Annotated in this window: 14 protein-coding genes; 6 read left to right on the top strand and 8 right to left on the bottom strand. The window is 68.3% G+C overall.

The window, feature by feature from the left end; translation table 11 throughout:
• Positions 1 to 84: 84 nt before the first annotated feature.
• The 4 genes from M2351_RS05795 to pdxH form a co-directional block, all read right to left on the bottom strand.
• Positions 85 to 1,119, bottom strand: a complete 1,035-nt coding sequence (locus M2351_RS05795) for a methyl-accepting chemotaxis protein (protein ID WP_264655174.1) — start codon at positions 1,117 to 1,119, stop codon at positions 85 to 87.
• A 242-nt stretch (positions 1,120 to 1,361) separates the two neighbouring features.
• On the bottom strand, positions 1,362 to 2,765 hold the full coding sequence (locus M2351_RS05790; protein WP_319801871.1) for a methyl-accepting chemotaxis protein: 1,404 nt from the start codon (positions 2,763 to 2,765) through the stop codon (positions 1,362 to 1,364).
• A gap of 154 nt (positions 2,766 to 2,919) precedes the next feature.
• Positions 2,920 to 3,834: a cation diffusion facilitator family transporter gene (locus M2351_RS05785; protein WP_264655173.1), complete on the bottom strand. Its 915-nt coding sequence runs from the start codon at positions 3,832 to 3,834 to the stop codon at positions 2,920 to 2,922.
• Between the two features lie 45 nt (positions 3,835 to 3,879).
• Entirely contained in the window at positions 3,880 to 4,488 is a 609-nt protein-coding gene (gene pdxH / locus M2351_RS05780; RefSeq protein ID WP_406567363.1) for a pyridoxamine 5'-phosphate oxidase, read from the bottom strand.
• A gap of 200 nt (positions 4,489 to 4,688) precedes the next feature.
• On the opposite strand from pdxH, the gene M2351_RS05775 reads away from it, so the two are divergent.
• The 6 genes from M2351_RS05775 to M2351_RS05750 all read left to right on the top strand — a co-directional run bounded on the left by M2351_RS05775 (position 4,689) and on the right by M2351_RS05750 (position 11,528).
• A complete protein-coding gene (locus M2351_RS05775) occupies positions 4,689 to 5,147 on the top strand; it encodes an RT0821/Lpp0805 family surface protein (RefSeq protein ID WP_264655172.1) in 459 nt (152 codons plus the stop codon).
• A 48-nt stretch (positions 5,148 to 5,195) separates the two neighbouring features.
• The gene (locus M2351_RS05770) at positions 5,196 to 6,176 is read left to right on the top strand and encodes a J domain-containing protein (RefSeq protein ID WP_264655171.1); all 981 of its coding nucleotides are present in this window, start codon (positions 5,196 to 5,198) and stop codon (positions 6,174 to 6,176) included.
• A gap of 154 nt (positions 6,177 to 6,330) precedes the next feature.
• The gene (gene ftsH / locus M2351_RS05765) at positions 6,331 to 8,109 is read left to right on the top strand and encodes an ATP-dependent zinc metalloprotease FtsH (RefSeq protein WP_264655170.1); all 1,779 of its coding nucleotides are present in this window, start codon (positions 6,331 to 6,333) and stop codon (positions 8,107 to 8,109) included.
• Between the two features lie 157 nt (positions 8,110 to 8,266).
• A complete protein-coding gene (locus M2351_RS05760) occupies positions 8,267 to 9,064 on the top strand; it encodes a substrate-binding periplasmic protein (protein ID WP_264655169.1) in 798 nt (265 codons plus the stop codon).
• Positions 9,061 to 10,650: a SpoIIE family protein phosphatase gene (locus M2351_RS05755; RefSeq protein WP_264655168.1), complete on the top strand. Its 1,590-nt coding sequence runs from the start codon at positions 9,061 to 9,063 to the stop codon at positions 10,648 to 10,650. The genes M2351_RS05760 and M2351_RS05755 overlap by 4 nt, the downstream gene beginning before the upstream one ends.
• A 116-nt stretch (positions 10,651 to 10,766) precedes the next feature.
• On the top strand, positions 10,767 to 11,528 hold the full coding sequence (locus tag M2351_RS05750) for a response regulator transcription factor (protein WP_264655167.1): 762 nt from the start codon (positions 10,767 to 10,769) through the stop codon (positions 11,526 to 11,528).
• 6 nt (positions 11,529 to 11,534) lie between these two features.
• Here M2351_RS05750 and M2351_RS05745 read toward each other — a convergent pair whose 3' ends face one another.
• From M2351_RS05745 to M2351_RS05730, 4 genes are all read right to left on the bottom strand, one after another.
• Entirely contained in the window at positions 11,535 to 12,578 is a 1,044-nt protein-coding gene (locus tag M2351_RS05745; protein WP_264655166.1) for a sensor histidine kinase, read from the bottom strand.
• The gene (locus M2351_RS05740; RefSeq protein WP_264655165.1) at positions 12,575 to 12,973 is read right to left on the bottom strand and encodes a DUF1987 domain-containing protein; all 399 of its coding nucleotides are present in this window, start codon (positions 12,971 to 12,973) and stop codon (positions 12,575 to 12,577) included. Before M2351_RS05740 ends, M2351_RS05745 begins: the two co-directional genes overlap by 4 nt.
• Before the next feature lie 54 nt (positions 12,974 to 13,027).
• Positions 13,028 to 13,579: a SiaB family protein kinase gene (locus M2351_RS05735; protein WP_264655164.1), complete on the bottom strand. Its 552-nt coding sequence runs from the start codon at positions 13,577 to 13,579 to the stop codon at positions 13,028 to 13,030.
• A 182-nt stretch (positions 13,580 to 13,761) separates the two neighbouring features.
• Positions 13,762 to 15,552, bottom strand: coding sequence for an ATP-binding response regulator (locus M2351_RS05730; RefSeq protein WP_264655163.1), 1,791 nt, complete (start codon positions 15,550 to 15,552; stop codon positions 13,762 to 13,764).
• Positions 15,553 to 15,569: the final 17 nt, after the last annotated feature.

Below are 15,569 nucleotides of genomic sequence, written 5' to 3'. Positions count from 1 at the left end.
TGGATTGAATACCACCATATGCGTGTTTCACGCGGATTTCAGAGACGACATCAAAAGGTGACGAATTTCGTCAAAGGGAAACGATCAGCCGTGTGCGGGGATCGATTCCTGCACTATCACTCCGTACCAGCCCAGCCCCCGGTACGTTTCGTACCCCGGCGTCCGCGCGAAGCCGATGACGCTGCCCGTCTCGTCGGCGTAGCTTCCGTGCGTGTGGCCATCGGTGCGCAGGGCGAAAGGTTCGGACAGCACGCCGCGCCGGTCCGATGCGGCGATGACGCGGTGCCGCCGGTCGACCAGCAGGCAGCGCGTCTTCGACCGTTCCTCCTCCGTCAGGCGCACCGAATCGACGACGGCCTGGGACTGCGCCTGCCAATCGAAGAAGATGCCCAGCACGCCGATGACTGCGCCGTCCTCCTCCCCGCCCTCGCGGATGGCGGTGGCGTAGGTGGCGACGGTGCTTCGGTCCAGCAGGTCGTTGACCGCGATGTCGGCCACCGCAAAGTCCGCGCCGCTGCGCGTCGCCATGGCGTCGCGGAACCAGGATTCACCGGCGACGGAACTGCCGACCGCCCGGCGGTAGCGGTCCGGCCGTCCGTTCGCCAGCACCGTCCCACGCGTGTCGACCACCCACAGGTCCAGGTAGACCGTATAGGCGCCGAGAATGACGGCCAGACGCCGGGCCGCGTGCTGGCAATGCTCCGCCGTCGGCGTTGCCGTGCATTCGACGACCGCGCTGTCGGTGGCCCACCAGCGGACGTCGCAGGACCGCTCGTACAGATTGCGGTCGATGATGTCGATCATGTTGAGCGCGAGGTCGGCAAGCCGCCCGCCGCGCAGCTGGGAAACCAGCCGCTTGCCCAGCGTGTTCAGCTCCTCGGTCTGCACGGCCATCTGGCCACGCAGTTCCTCGCCGATGCCGGTGATGCGCTCCGAAATGGCCTTCACCTCCTGCGCGACCACCGCGAAGCCGCGCCCGGCCTCGCCCGCGCGCATCGCCTCGATCAGGGCGTTCAGGGCCAGAATCTTCGTCGTGTTCGTGACGGCCTGGATTTCGTCCATCTTGCGGGTGGCAAGGTCGGACACGGCGCGCGACAGCGCGACGATACGCTCTGGCATGGGGCATCACCTCCGAAATCTGTCGGTGACGACTCCCAACGGCCGACCGGGCGGACGCGCGTCCGCTGGCCGTTTCAATTGTCCGCAACCCACCCGCTTTGCATTGTGATCAAAGCGATCCGATCTGCAAGACGAAAGCGGGCCGCCGATGCGTCGCACCCCTGCGACGCAATGTCATACCGGCGTCACAAAACCGCACCGTGAATCGTCGGCCGCCCCGCGCCCTCAATCGGAGGTTCGGTTCAATCAGAGGTGCGGACCTTGTAGGCGATGCGCAGGCCGCCCCAATGCCGGCCGCGGACCTTGATCGGCGCGGAGACGTCCTTCATCAGCGTGTATTTCCCGCCGCCCATGTCGCGTCGGTAGGTTTGCAGCAGGAAGGGCTTGACATTGCGGCCGGCGGCCAGCCCGACGCGGTCGTTGAAGATGCGCCGGTTCCGGCAGTGCGCGGCGTTCCACACGGGGTCCGAGCCCTGGGGCTTGCTGAATTCGCGGTTGTGCGTCGGCAGATAGCCGCTGGTGTCCACCGCGACGCAGAAGACGATGCGGTCGTTCTGGGTCCGCACCGGGTCCAGCACGCCGGGCAGCACGCGGTCGCAGAATTCGGTGAAGCGGGTCAGGTGCTGCTGCGGATTCGACCCAGGGATCGGGCGGTAGGTCTGGTCGAACAGGTCGCCCTCGGCGATCTCGCCCCGCGCCACCGCGTCCTCGAAGCTGGCGGCGATGCGCGCGGCGGAGTCCTGGACCAGCCGGATGAAGGGCGTGTCCACCGTCTCCACGTCCAGTTCCGCGGTGATGCCAATCAGCCGCTCGCTCATGCCCAGCAGCGTATTCACCCGGTCGCGGGCCTGAGCGAGATTGTCGCTGGACAGCTGGACGCCGACGGCGAGGTCGCTGATCTCGCGTTCCAGCTCGTCGCAGTTGCCCCCGATCTCCGCCGAGGCGGCGTCGATCTTGTCGGTTTCCTTGTGCAGTTCCGTCATGGCGCGGCCGACGGTCTCGATCACCGAGCCGATGGCGGTGGTGCCCTCGCTGACGGCGCGCGCCTTGCCGGCGCTGGCCGCGCTTTCGACCATCAGCCGCTGCGCCTGATCGTTCAGGTATTTCAGCGTGGCGTCGATCTCCGTCGTCGCCTCGCTGGTCTTCTTGGAGAGCGCCTTCACCTCGTTGGCGACCACGGCGAAACCCCGCCCCGCCTCGCCCGCGCGCGCCGCTTCGATGGTGGCGTTCAGCGCCAGCAGGTTGGTCTGCTTGGCGATCACGAAGATTTCCTTGGCGACCCGGCCGACCCGGTCCAGCGCCTCCTGCAGGCCGGCGATCTGCCCTTCCATCCCGCCCACGGCGGCGACCAGGGAGTGGATGTCGGCCATCGACTTCTCCACCCGGTCGTGGGAGGATTCGACCTCCTGGCGGGCCTGCTCCGTCACCGTCCGCGCCACCATGGAGGCGGCGGAGATGCGCATCGTGCTCTGCGTCATCTTGCTGCCGGTCTCGCGCAATTGGGCGAAGACCGTCGCCTGATGCCCCAGTCGCCCGTTGACGTCCTCGACATGACCGGCAATGTCCGCGATCTCAATCCCGAGGTTTCCCGCCTCAGTGGCGATGTCCGAAATCAGATTCGCACGGTTGCCGAAGCCACTGTCCATTTGTCGCCACCAAATTGGTCACATAATTTTGTGGAATGCCGATTCCATGAACCGATTATTGCCGAATTTCTACAAATCCGCAACGACGTAAGGGGTACTCCAAAGGTCGAAGTCACAGAGAACACAACCGAAGTTCGAACATCCAACGTTCCTCTTATCCATTTTCGGCGATCCGGCGGTCCAGCCGCTCGTCGTCCAGGCCGGCCGGTTCCTGGTGGATGGTCACCTCGGCGTTGGGGAAGGCGTCGCGCAGCTCACGCTCGACGCAATCGGTGATGTCGTGCGCCGCGGTGAGGGTCAGCATCGGATCCAATTCCAGGTGCAGTTCGATGAAGGCGCTGACCCCGGTGCTGCGCGTGCGCAGGTCGTGCATGCCGCGAACTTCCGCGTGCGCCGCGATCAACGCGGTGATGCGCGCCCGCTCCTCCTCCGGCAGTTCGCGGTCCATCAGGACATTGAGCGCCTCCATCCCGACATTGCGCGCGCCGTAGAGGAGAAAGGCCGCGATGCCCAGGCCGAACAGCGGGTCGAAGGCGCCGATGCCCGTCCAAGTGGTCAGCAGGATCGCGACGATCACCGCCGTGTTCATCAGCAGGTCGCCGGAGTAATGCAGCCGGTCCGCCCCGATCGCGACGGAGCCCGTGGACTTGATGACGTGGCGTTGGAAGGTGATCAGGCCGGCGGTCAGCACGATCGACAGCAGCATCACCGCCACGCCGACCAGCCCCTCCCCCACCGGTTCGGGGCGCAGCAGCCGGCGCACCGCCTCGATGGTCAGGAACAGGGCGGAACCACCGATGAAGGCCGCCTGGGCGAGCGCGGCCAGCGCCTCCGCCTTGCCGTGGCCGAAGCGGTGCGCCTCGTCCGGCGGACGCAGGGCGGTGCGCACGCCCAGCAGCGTGACGACCGACGCCATCAGGTCGGTGCTGCTGTCGATCAGCGACGACAGCAGGCTGACCGAGTCGGTCGTCAGGTAGGCGACCAGCTTCGCCGCGATCAGCGTCATCGACACCGACACGCTGGCGTAGGTCGCGTAGCGGCGAAGCCGGTGTGTGTGCGTTTCGGTCATCCGTTCCCCCGTCGCCCCGCCGGGGCGGCGGCAGGCGCCGGCTTTTTACGGATAAAGCCGCTCCGTCGTCCACTGTGCCGGCGTCGCGCCCCCATCATCCGCACGGAGATAGAGCACCCGTTCGTGCAGGCGGAAGGGCTTGTCCTGCCAGAACTCGATCCGGCGCGGCAGGATGCGGTAGCCGGTCCAGTGCGGCGGCCGCGGCACCGTGCCCAGCCCGAACTTGGCGGCGAACTGCGCGACGCGCTTCTCCAGTTCCCACCGGCCTTCCAGCGGGCGCGACTGCTGCGACGCCCAGGCGCCGATGCGGCTTTCCCGCGCGCGGCTCTGGAAATAGGCGTCGGCCTCCTCGTCGGTGACGCGCTCGACCGCCCCTTCCACGCGGATTTGGCGCTTCAGCGTCTTCCAGTGGAAGCACAGGGCGGCGTTGCGGTTGGCGTCCAGCTGTTCGCCCTTGCGGCTTTCGGTGTTGGTGTAGAAGACGAAGCCGCGCGGGTCGATTCCCTTCAGCAGCACCATGCGGACGGACGGCACGCCGTGGGCGTCGGCGGTGGCGAGCGCCATGGCGTTGGGGTCGTTGGGTTCGCTTTTCCCGGCCTCCTCCAGCCATTCCTGGAACAGTTCGTACGGATCCCGGTCGGTCGTCTGGCTCATGGTCCCCTCGTGCGCTCCACTCTTGCGGGCCCGTCCTGCCGAGCCCCATTTGGCGTGCGTCGTGCGCTGTGCTTGGGGTTGAAATGCTGGTCACAGCTTCGTCCCAATTCACAGATAGCATAGGCTCGCATATATCAGTGTCCACCGGAGCGCCATCCTTTCGGCGCGCCGGCTCCTAACCTTGTCGAAGGCAACATCCGATGTTCGTGAAGAAGCTCGTCCCGGCGGCGCTGGCCGTCGCCCTGCTCGCCGGTTGCGCTGAAACCCCCAAGCAAGCCGCCAAGGAAGAGGGGATCTACGGCGGCGTCATCTCGTCGCAGTACGGCTCCTCGTCGAGCAAGGTCGCCAGTTCTGGCGTGGGCACGCTGGTCGGCGCCTTCATCGGGAAGGGTGTGACGATCACCGAAGGCGACGCCGCCGCCGCCGAAACCGCGGCCAAGCGCGCCTATTCCGCTCCCATCGGCGAGAAGATCGGCTGGACCAACCCGCAGACCGGCCATTCGGGTACCCTGACCACGACCCGGGATGGCTACAACAACGCCGGCCAGTACTGCCGGGAGTATCAGCAGACCGTCACCACCGGGAGCAAGACGGAATTGGGTTACGGAACCGCTTGCAAACAGTCCGATGGTGCGTGGAAGATCATCGCGAACTCGTAACACCATTGCCCCGGGATTCGGGGTGGGAAAGCTTTGGCCGAAAACAGCATGCGTGACCCTTATCAAATCCTCGGACTCAGCCGTTCCGCGAGCGCCGACGACATCAAAAAAGCGTACCGCAAGCTGGCCAAGGAGAACCACCCCGACCTGAAACCGGGGAACGCGGCCAACGAGGAGCGGTTCAAGGAGATCTCGGCGGCCTACACGCTGCTGTCGGATCCCGACAAGCGCGCGCGATTCGACCGCGGCGAGATCGACCCCTCCGGCCAGGAGCGGCACCACGGATTCGGCGCCCGTTCCCACGCCTATTCGGGCGGGTCGCGCGGACGCGGCGGCTACTCCTCGACCGACGATTCCTTCTTCACGAGCGGCGGTGGCGGCAGCGACGACTGGTTCTCCGAGCTGTTCGGCGGCGGCCGGCGGCGCGGGGCCGGCGGGTCTTCGGGCGGAGCGGGAGCTGGCGGCCATTCCTCCGCCGGGGCCAAGGCGCGCGGCACGGACATCGCCTATTCGGTGACGGTCCCCTTCATCGAGGCGGCGCAGGGCACCAAGCGGCGCATCAACCTGTCCAACGGCAAGAGCATCGACGTCACCGTGCCGCCGGGCACGGAGGATCAGGCGAAGCTGCGTCTGAAGGGCCAGGGCCTGCCCGGCGCCGGAGGCTTCGGGGCCGGCGACGCCATCGTCGAGGTGCATGTGGAGGCGCACCCCCACTTCACCCGGCAGGGCGCCGACATCCACGTCGAGGTGCCGATCACCCTGAACGAGGCTGTGCTGGGCGCCACCATCCGCGTGCCCACGATCAGCGGCCCGGTCGCGGTGAAGGTGCCGCCGGGGTCCAACACCGGCTCCACGCTGCGCCTGCGCGGCAAGGGCGTGATGAACCAGGCGACCAAGCAGGCCGGCGACCAGTATGTGAAGCTGAAAGTCCTCCTCCCCGACCCGCCCGACGCGGAGCTGGTCAAGTTCATCGAGGAATGGGCCAAGACGCGCAGCTACGACGTGCGCAAGAAGGCCGGGCTGGAGTAGGCCAAAGCCCTTCGCCCGCCGAGAGGCGGGCGAAAGTGGTAATCCCTATGTCAAAGAAAAGGCTGCGTCCGAAAGCGGTTGATGCGGTGCGTCCGCGCCGTCATCAATTGCGACGAATTGCCGAACACGGTTTTCGCCGCTTGCGTAGGACGTCATGCCGCCGATCCCCAAAAAAGTAATCGTCGCCCTCGCCTCTATTGCTGCGCTTCTGCTTGTCTGGTTGGGCTTCGCCGCCTGGACCGACTACGCCCGCGAGAGCGCGGAGGCGCCCGCGACCTACAGCGACTTCGTCACCGCCGCCGAGCGGGGCGAGGTGGCCGAGGTGGTCTTCCGCGAGGACGGCGCGCATGTCGCCACCACCGACGGCAAGCGCCTGCACGTCGTCATGCCGGTCACCGACGACCTGCTGAAGGAGCTGCGCGGCCGCAAGGTCGCCATGAGCTTCGACGACGGCCCCGGCGGGCTGGTGCCGCGCACCATGGACGTGCTGGACAAGCTGGCGCCCTTCCTGGTGGTCGGGGTGCTGGTCGGCGTGCTGCTGCTGAGCGGCGGGCAATTCCTCGGCGTGGGCCGCGCCACCCGCGTCCGGCCGCGCGACACCCGGACCGTCTTCGCCGACGTCGCCGGCGTGGACGAGGCCAAGGAGGAACTGCGCGAGACGGTGGAGTTCCTGCGCGACCCGCGGCGCTTCGCCATGGCCGGCGCGCGGGTGCCCAAGGGCATCCTGCTGGTCGGCCCGCCGGGCACCGGCAAGACCATGCTGGCCAAGGCGGCGGCCGGCGAGGCCGGCGTGCCCGTCTTCACCGCGTCAGGCTCCGACTTCGTGGAAATGTTCGTGGGGCTGGGCGCCGCGCGCGTGCGCAACGTCTTCAAGACCGCGCGGGCCAACGCCCCCTGCATCCTGTTCATCGACGAGGTGGACGCGCTCGCCGGCAAGCGCGGCGAGTCCAACTCCCACTCCGAGCGGGAGCAGACGCTGAACCAGCTGCTGGTGGAGATGGACGGCATCGTGGACGGCGGTGCGGTGGTGGTGATCGCCGCCACCAACCGGGCGGAGATGCTGGATCCCGCCGTGACCCGGCCCGGCCGCTTCGACCGGCACATCCATGTCGGCCTGCCCGACGTGGCGGGGCGCGAGGCGATCCTGGGCGTCCACACCGGCCGGCTCCAGCTATCCCAGGACGTCTGCGTGCGGACGGTGGCGCGTGGCACGCCGGGCTTCTCCGGCGCCGAGCTGGCGAACCTGACCAACGAGGCCGCCCTGTCCGCCGCGCGCAACGGCCGCATGGTGGTCACCATGAACGACTTCGAGGCCGCCAAGGACCGCGTCCTGCTGGGCAACGAGCGGCGCAGCCTCGCGCTGTCCGACCACGAGCGGCGGCTGACCGCCTACCACGAGGCCGGGCACGCCCTGGTCTCGCTGCGCAGCCCGGAGGCGGATCCGATCCACAAGGCCACCATCATCCCGCGCGGCCGCGCGCTGGGCATGGTCGTGCGCCTGCCGGAGGGTGATCGCGTGTCGGTGTCCCGCGCCAAGCTGCAGGCGGACATCGCCGTCGCCATGGCCGGCCGCGCGGCGGAGGAACTGGTGTTCGGCGACGACGCCGTGACGACCGGGGCCGAGGCCGACTTCCGCGCGGCCACCGACCTCGCCCGCCGCATGGTCACCGCCTGGGGCATGAGCGAGGCCATCGGCTTCGTCGCCCACGCCGGCAACGACCCGGCGGTCGTCCGATCGGAACGGACCGCTTGGCGAATCGACGAGGAGGTCCGCCGCATCACCGACGAGGGCATGGAGCGCGCGCGCCGGCTGCTGGTCACCAACCGCACGGCGCTGGAGCGGATCGCCATTGCACTCTTGGAGCGTGAAACGCTGAGCGGCGGTGAAATCGGCGATCTGGCGGAAGCCGAGCGCGAAACCGAAGCGGCTTGATCGGGGGACAATTGCGCGTCAGCATCGCTGACGCGCATTGCCGCAACCCGGCATACAGGGGTAAGTTACCTCAATCGTTTGCGGGCGTTCGTTTCCGGAAGGCGCGCGGGCTGGCCGTTGGGCCGGGCGTTGGGACCAAACCAAGTGTGGGACCGAGATGGCTGAACGAATCGCCCGGCGCACGGTGATCGGGCTCGCGGCGGCGGCCGCCTTAGCGGGTGCCGGAAAGGCCATTGCTCAGACCCAGCCGAAAGCCGGTGCCAGCAAGCCCGGCACCATCAAGGTCGGCGCCTACGAGTTCCCGCCCTACGCGGACGAATCCGGGAACGGCGTCACGCGGGCCTTCTTCGACGCGGTGAACGCCGCGCAGTCGGATTTCCGGTTCGACCTGGTCCGCACCTCGCCGCAGCGCCGCTACGACGACCTGGAGCAAGGGCGGTTCGACCTGATCGCCTTTGAATCCCTCGCCTGGGGCTGGTCCGGGCGGCCGGTGGACGCCTCGCGCGTCTTCTTCCGCGACGCGGAGGTCTTCGTGACCAGGGCCGGCCCGGGCATGAACCAGGGCTATTTCGGCAGCCTGGACGGCAAATCGATCCTCGGCCGGCTCGGCTACCATTACGCCTACGCCGGCTTCAACGCCGACCCGGCGGTGCTGGAAGGCCAGTACAACACGCGGCTGACGGTGAGCCACGAGGGCAACGTGCGCAGCGTCGCCGCCGGGCGCGCCGACCTCGCCATCGTCACGCGCTCCTTCCTGGCGCGGTTCCTGAAGGCGAACCCGGAGATGGCGCCACAACTTCTGGTGTCAGACCGCGCCGACCAGGTCTACGACCACACCATCCTCGTCCGGCGCGGATCCCCGGTGTCGGTCGCCTGGGTGAACGCGACGCTGGACCGGCTGGAGGCGGACGGCACCCTGGCGGCGCTGTGGACCCGGCAGGGAATCGCCTCATGAGCGTTCTTCGCGGCCTCACCGTCGAGCGGAGCAACCGCTCCGTCCTGGCGCGCATCGGCGGAATCATCGTGCTGACCGCGACGATCGTCGGCGTCATCGCCGTGGCCGTGTCCGCTGGGATCGTCGAGCGCCAGCAGAAGCAGGCGCTGATCCGACGGGCCGAGCTGGTCGCGGAGATGCAGACCGACGCGCTGGCCGGCCCGCTGTGGGAGATCGACGAGCGTTCCGTCCGCAAGATCATCGAGGCGCTGCGCGACCGCGACCCGGCCATCCGCTCCGTCGCGGTCTATGAAACCGACCGGGGCGATCCGGTGGCCGAGGCGCTGGCGCCGGGCCCGCCCGGCAACTTCGTCACGATCCAGCAGCCGATCATGCTGCGCGGGCGGGACGGGCTGATTCGCCACATCGGGACCCTGAAGCTGCATTATTCCACCGCCGAGGTGGACGAGGTGACGCTGAGTGCCCTGGCGCCGGTCGTCGGCCTTCTGGTGCTGTCGCTGGTCACGGCGGTTACGATCATCAGCTACATGCTGAACCGGGTCGTGCTGAGGCCGCTGATGCGGCTGACCCAGGCCGCCCATTCCGTGGCGCACGGCGAGTACAGCGCCCGCATCGTCCCGCAGGACGGCGAGCAGGACCGGCAGGACGAGATAGGGCTGCTGACGCGCACCTTCAACCGCATGGCGGAGACCGTCCAGGACTACACCCAGACGCTGGAACACCGCGTCCAGGAACGGACGGAGGCCCTGGCCGACATCAACCGCCGGATCATGGACAGCATCAACTACGCGCAGCTGATCCAATCCTCGATCCTGCCGAAGGCCGAGTTGCTGGAGACCGGCCTCGCCGACCATTTCGTGCTGTGGCGCCCGCGCGACGTGGTCAGCGGCGACTTCTACTATTTCCGCGAGGTCGAGGGCGGCTACCTGCTGGGCGTCGCCGACTGCACCGGCCACGGCGTGCCCGGCGCCTTCATGACGATGACCGCCAGCGCGGTGCTGAACAACGTGGTGGACTCCCTGGGCGCGGCCGATCCGGCAACGCTGCTGACCGAGGTGGACGCCAAGGTGCGGGCCGCCCTGCACCAGGACGGCGCGGCGTCGGCCTGGGAAGGCGGATTCGACAACGGGCTGGACTTGGCGCTCTGCCTGATCCGCCCGGCCGAGGGGACGCTGGTCTATGCCGGCGCCCGGCTTCCGCTGTGGGTCAGCGAGCCCGAGGGGATCACGGAGCTGCGCGCCGTCCGCCGCAGCCTGGGTTACCGCAGCCACGGCGCCGAGCCCGCCTTCACCAACCAGACCATCCCCCTCGCCCCCGGCCAAGCCTTCTATCTCTGCACCGACGGGCTGACCGACCAGTGCGGCGGGGAGCGCGGCCGCAGCTTCGGCAAGCGTCGCCTGCGCGAGGTCATCGAGGGGTGCCTCACCCTGCCCCTCGGCAACCAGAAATCGATCATCGCGACCAGCCTGGGCGGTTTCCAGGGTGACCAGCCGCAACGCGACGACATCACCATGGTCGGCTTCCGCGTCCTTCCCGCCGCACGCTCCGGCTCCGGTGCGGAGTCGGATGCATGTGAAATGGCGTGACGAAATTCCCCGTCGCCTACCCGGACGGGAACCGTCTCGACGGGTCATTGAAAATCATATAATTTCCGGCCCGACACAGGAGGTTCCGCAAGTCGGAACCGGGGGAGCGGAGAAGCATGCCGGCGGTTACGATCGTTGTCGTCGAGGACGAAGCCTCGCTCCGTCGCGATCTCGTCGAGTATCTGCGTGGGTGCGGATTCGACTCCATCGGGGCGAAGAACGGGCGAGAGCTTGACGAGGCGATCGCAACCAGGGAGGTTTCCCTGGTGATCCTCGACGTCAACCTGCCCGGCGAGGATGGATTCAAGATCGCGACGCGCCTGCGCGAAATGCCGAGCATCGGAATCATCATGGTGACCGCCCGCGGATCAACCGTCGACCGCGTGGTCGGGCTGGAGATCGGGGCCGACGCCTACCTCGTGAAACCGGTCGAGATGCGCGAGCTGGAAGCCCAGTGCAAGGCGCTGCTGCGCCGCCTGGAGTCGAACGTGGCGGCGCAGCGCACGGGCGCATCATCGACGACCGCCGCGCCGCACCTGAACGGCACCCCGCCCGGCGCCTCGGCCGGGGAGGAGGCGAGCTGGGTGCTGGACGCCACGGACTGGTCGCTGACCAGCCCGACCGGCGTCCGCATCAGCCTGACCAGCATGGAGATGAAGCTGACGTCCCTGCTGGCCAGCCAGGCCCGCCAGCCGGCGACCCGCGACCAAATCTCCCAGGCGCTGTACAACCGGCGCTGGAACCCCGACGACCGATCCATCGACACCGTCGTCGGCCGCCTGCGCCACAAGGTCGAGGCCGCCATCGGCGCCTCCGCCCCGCTGAAGTCGGTCCACGGCGTGGGCTACGTCTTCTCCGCCCACGTCCGGGTGTTGTAAGCGCGGCTACGCCCCATCGTTCCGGGGCGGATCCTCCGGCGTGTCCTTCGGGAAGGTCAGGACGAAGCGCGTGCCCTCCCCCGGCGTGCTTTCCACCGCGATGGCGCCCTTCAGCGCACCGACCGCGAGGTTGTGCACGATGTGCAGGCCGAGGCCGCTGCCGCCCTCGCCGCGCCGCGTCGTGAAGAAGGGATCGAAGATCTGCGGCAGGTTCGCCGCGGGGATGCCCCGCCCGTCGTCGCCGTAGGTCAGGCGCACGGTCGCGGGGTCGGGTTGGTCCACCGCAATCGTCAGCCGGCCGGCCTGCCCGTCCGCGTAGGCGTGCGTCAGGGAGTTCATGACGAGGTTGGTCAGGATCTGCGACAGGGCGCCGGGGTAGCTGTCGACGACGAGGTCGTCCGGGCAGTCCACCGCGACGGCGTGGCCGCCCTGGCGCAGCTTCGGCTCCAGGCTGACCAGCGTTTCCTGGATGTAGCGGCTGAGGTCCACGGCCCGCCGCTCCGCGCTGGCACGGTCCACAGCGACCTGCTTGAAGCTGGTGATCAGCCGCGCCGCCCGCTCGCAGTTGGTGAGGATCAGGGCCGAGGTGTCGGTTGCCGTGGTCAGGTAACGGGTGAAGTCGGCCTTGCTCAGCTCCCCCGCCTGCGCCCGCGCGCGCAGCCGGTCGGTCGCGTCGGACAGGTGCGAGGCGCAGGACACGGCGATGCCCACGGGCGTGTTGATCTCATGCGCGACGCCGGCCACCAGCGAGCCGAGCGAGGCCAGCTTCTCCGCGCGGACCATCGCCTCCTGCGCGTCGCGCAGGTCGGCCAGCGCCGTTTCCGCCTCCTGCCGCCGACGCTCCAGCTCCTGGTTGGCGGAGCCCAGCTGGGCCTGCAGCCGGTCGCTGACCCGGACCAGCCGCCGCTGCTCGCGCGTGCTGCGCTTGAACGCCTCCACCAGCGCGTCGAAATCGGCGCGGACCTCGGGCGCGACCGCGCTCAGCCTCTCCCCCAGAAGGCGGGCCTCCTCGATGGCCTGCTCCTCGGCGGCGAAGAGGTTGAAGGTCATGACGCCCCGTCGGCCGGAACTTGCTTCAGCGTGAAGGCGACGTGCCGCAGATCTTCGGCGAAGTCCTCGCCCAATTCCTGCATCGACTCGTCGTTTTCCTCGTAGCACCAGGTGACCGCGATGGAGCGCCCGTCCCGCGCCGCCGTCTCCAGCATCTGGAAGATGTTCATCAGGGCCTTCGCGCTGGAGCTGTTGAAGTACAGAAGCTCCATGTCGAAGCGCACCGGATGGTCGCCGGGCTTCTCCAGGAAGGACCGCAGGGCGGCGAAGACCGGGCCGAAGAAGGTGGCGACGTCGTCGGGGTAGGACTCGCCGCTCAGACGCAGGATGCCGGCCGCGAAATCGAAATCGACCTCCGGCGTGCGCCCGGTGGCGGGGATTTTCAGGGGTTCCATAGTCGTCCGAGTGTCCACAGCCGCTATCAGGTAGCCGAAGTCAAAGAGGTGACGTCAGATCCGCACCTTGAGACAGAAGAAGCTCCGCTCTCCGTCCATGGCGTGGAAGTCGTATTCGATTGGCTCGCTGGCGCGGCGCGCGATCTCGATCAGGCCGATGTTGGCGCCGCGGCTGCCCTCCTCCGGGGCCTCGCGCAGCTGCTCCCGGTAGTAGGTCTTGATCGCGTCCTTGTCCAAGCCCTTCAGGTAGTCGAGCCGTTCCCTGAGGCGCGGCACGTCGGTGTTGATCACCGTGTTGCCGCAGACGATGAAGACCTTGCCGCCTTCCATGCCGATGATGACCATGCCGGCGCTCAGCTCCACGGATTTCGCCGTGCTGCCCGTCACCTTCTCCGCCGAATAGCGGATGATGTTCTGCATCTGCTCCACGAAGACCGAGAAGACCCGGCGCACCGTGGGGCCGTCGGTTTCCTCCAGCGTCATCTTCTCGCGCAGCGCCTCGCCGAGCGAATAGAGAATTCCCTCGGACAAATACCCGCTGAACGAGAAAACGATCCCCTTGTCGTCGAGATCGCGTTTGATGGCGGCGTATTGCTCAGCAAGCATGATGCCTTCCACGAACCTCAGGTCGGAGTGCGATGGGTCGATCGGCGGCCCTTTGGGCGCGCCACCCACGCCGTGGACCAACTATCCCATTGCGTACACAAAAGAGCCATATTCTTTCTCATCATCCGATCAACCGGCGTTCATGCCCACACTGCGTCCAAGCCGCGCCCAATCTGCGGGGCCTACCCGTCCATGGGCAGCAGCACGCGGAAGGTGCTGCCCTTCCCCACCACGCTGTCCACGGCGATCGAGCCGCCGTGCATCCGCACGACCTGACGGACCGTGTGCAGCCCGATGCCGGTTCCGGGCACGCCGGAGGAGCCGGCGCCGCGGAAATGCCGGTCGAACAGCAGCGGCAGCTCGTTTTCCGGAATGCCGCGCCCCTGGTCGATCACCTCCACCACCAGCCGGTCGCCGGCGGCAGGGTCGCGTTCCAGACGGCCACGCAGAGTCACCGCGCAGTCGCCGTCGGAGTATTTCAGGGCATTGTTCAGCAGGTTGCCGAACAGCATTGCCAGCAGGTGCCCGTCGGCCATCAGGACCGGCGGCAGGTCGTGCAGGTCCAGCCGGAACTCGCAGCCGGGATAGGCGCTGCGGAAGGGTTCGGCGACGGAGCGCAGAAGCTCCGCCGGATCGACCGGCGCCCGTTGCAGCGACAGGGTCCCGGCCTGGATCCGCTCGTCGGTCATGTGGCTGTCGATCAGGCTGGTCAGGCGCTGAACGCTGCTGCGGATGACGCGCAGGCGCTCCAGCGCCTCCGGGTCGACGCGCTCGGCGCGCATGGTCAGCATCTGCGCCGCGCTGTCGATGATGGCCAGCGGCGTGCGGAATTCGTGGCTGACCATGGTGACGAACTGGCGCTGCCGCTCGCGGGCGTTCAGCTCCGCCTCCAGCGACCGCTCGACCCGCTCCTTGGCGGCGACCAGCGCGGCCTGGTTGGCGGCCAGTTCGGCCGTCCGCTGCTCCACCCGCCGTTCCAGCGACTGGTTCAGCGCGATCAGGTCCTCATAGAGGCAGACGTTGTCGAAGCCGATCGACACGCGGTTGCAGAACAGTTCCAGCAGGCGGTGGTCGTCTTCGGCGTAGGGTTCCGGCCGTTCCAGGGCGAAGACGGTCGTCCCGTGCTCCCGCGTGCGGAAGGCCAGGATGCAGCGGTCGGCGCCGAAGCTGCTCTCCTGCGTTTCGAAGGCGTTGACCACCAGCGCGGCCAGTTCCGGCGTCAGCGCCCCGGCGACCGGTCGCTCGACCAGCCGGGCGAACCGGCCGGAGCCGGACACCACGGTGGCGCGCGCCTTGCCGTCGCCGCGGTCGACCATGCGGCAGGCGAGCACCGCGCCGGCGCCATGGTCCACGACCCGGGAGAGCTGGTCCACCAGCGCCTCCACCAGCGCGCGCATGGAGCGCGTCTCGAACAGCGAGGCGGAGGCGGCGAGGATACGCTCCAGCCCCTGCCGGTGCCGCTCGATGGTGACGATGTCGCGCCACGCCCGCAGCGCGCTGACCAGCGTGGTGTAGAGACGCTGCGCGGTCAGCTCGCTCTTCGCCTTGTAGTCGTTGATGTCGTAGGCGACGACCACGTCGCGTTCCGGCGCCTGGCCGGGCTGGCCGGTGCGCAGCACGATGCGCATGCGGCGGTTGCCGAGATCCTCGCGGATGGTGCGCACAAGGCGCAGCCCGGCGTCGTCGGTTTCCATGACGACGTCGAGAAGAGCGACGGGAATGTCCGGCCGGGCCGCCAGCAGCGACCGTGCCGAGGCGGCCGACAGCGCGCTGATCACCTCGAAGGGGCGGCCTTCGAAGTCGAAGTCGCGCAGCAGGACTTCCGTCATGGCGTGGACCTGCGGGTCGTCGTCGACCACCAGCACCGGCCAGGGCTCCGCGATGCGGAACCCCCCGGCGGGCCCGTTGTCGGAATCGTCCCCGGGTCCGAACAGCGGTTCGTCGTCCAGGCCGTCGCCCTCCAGCTGTCCCATGCACCCTCTCCCGGAGA

It is taken from the genome of Azospirillum canadense (assembly GCF_025961225.1).
Classification (GTDB): Bacteria; Pseudomonadota; Alphaproteobacteria; order Azospirillales; family Azospirillaceae; genus Azospirillum; species Azospirillum canadense.
The sequence above is the reverse complement of the archived record's forward strand: the minus strand, read 5'-3'. Positions and strand labels throughout refer to the sequence as shown.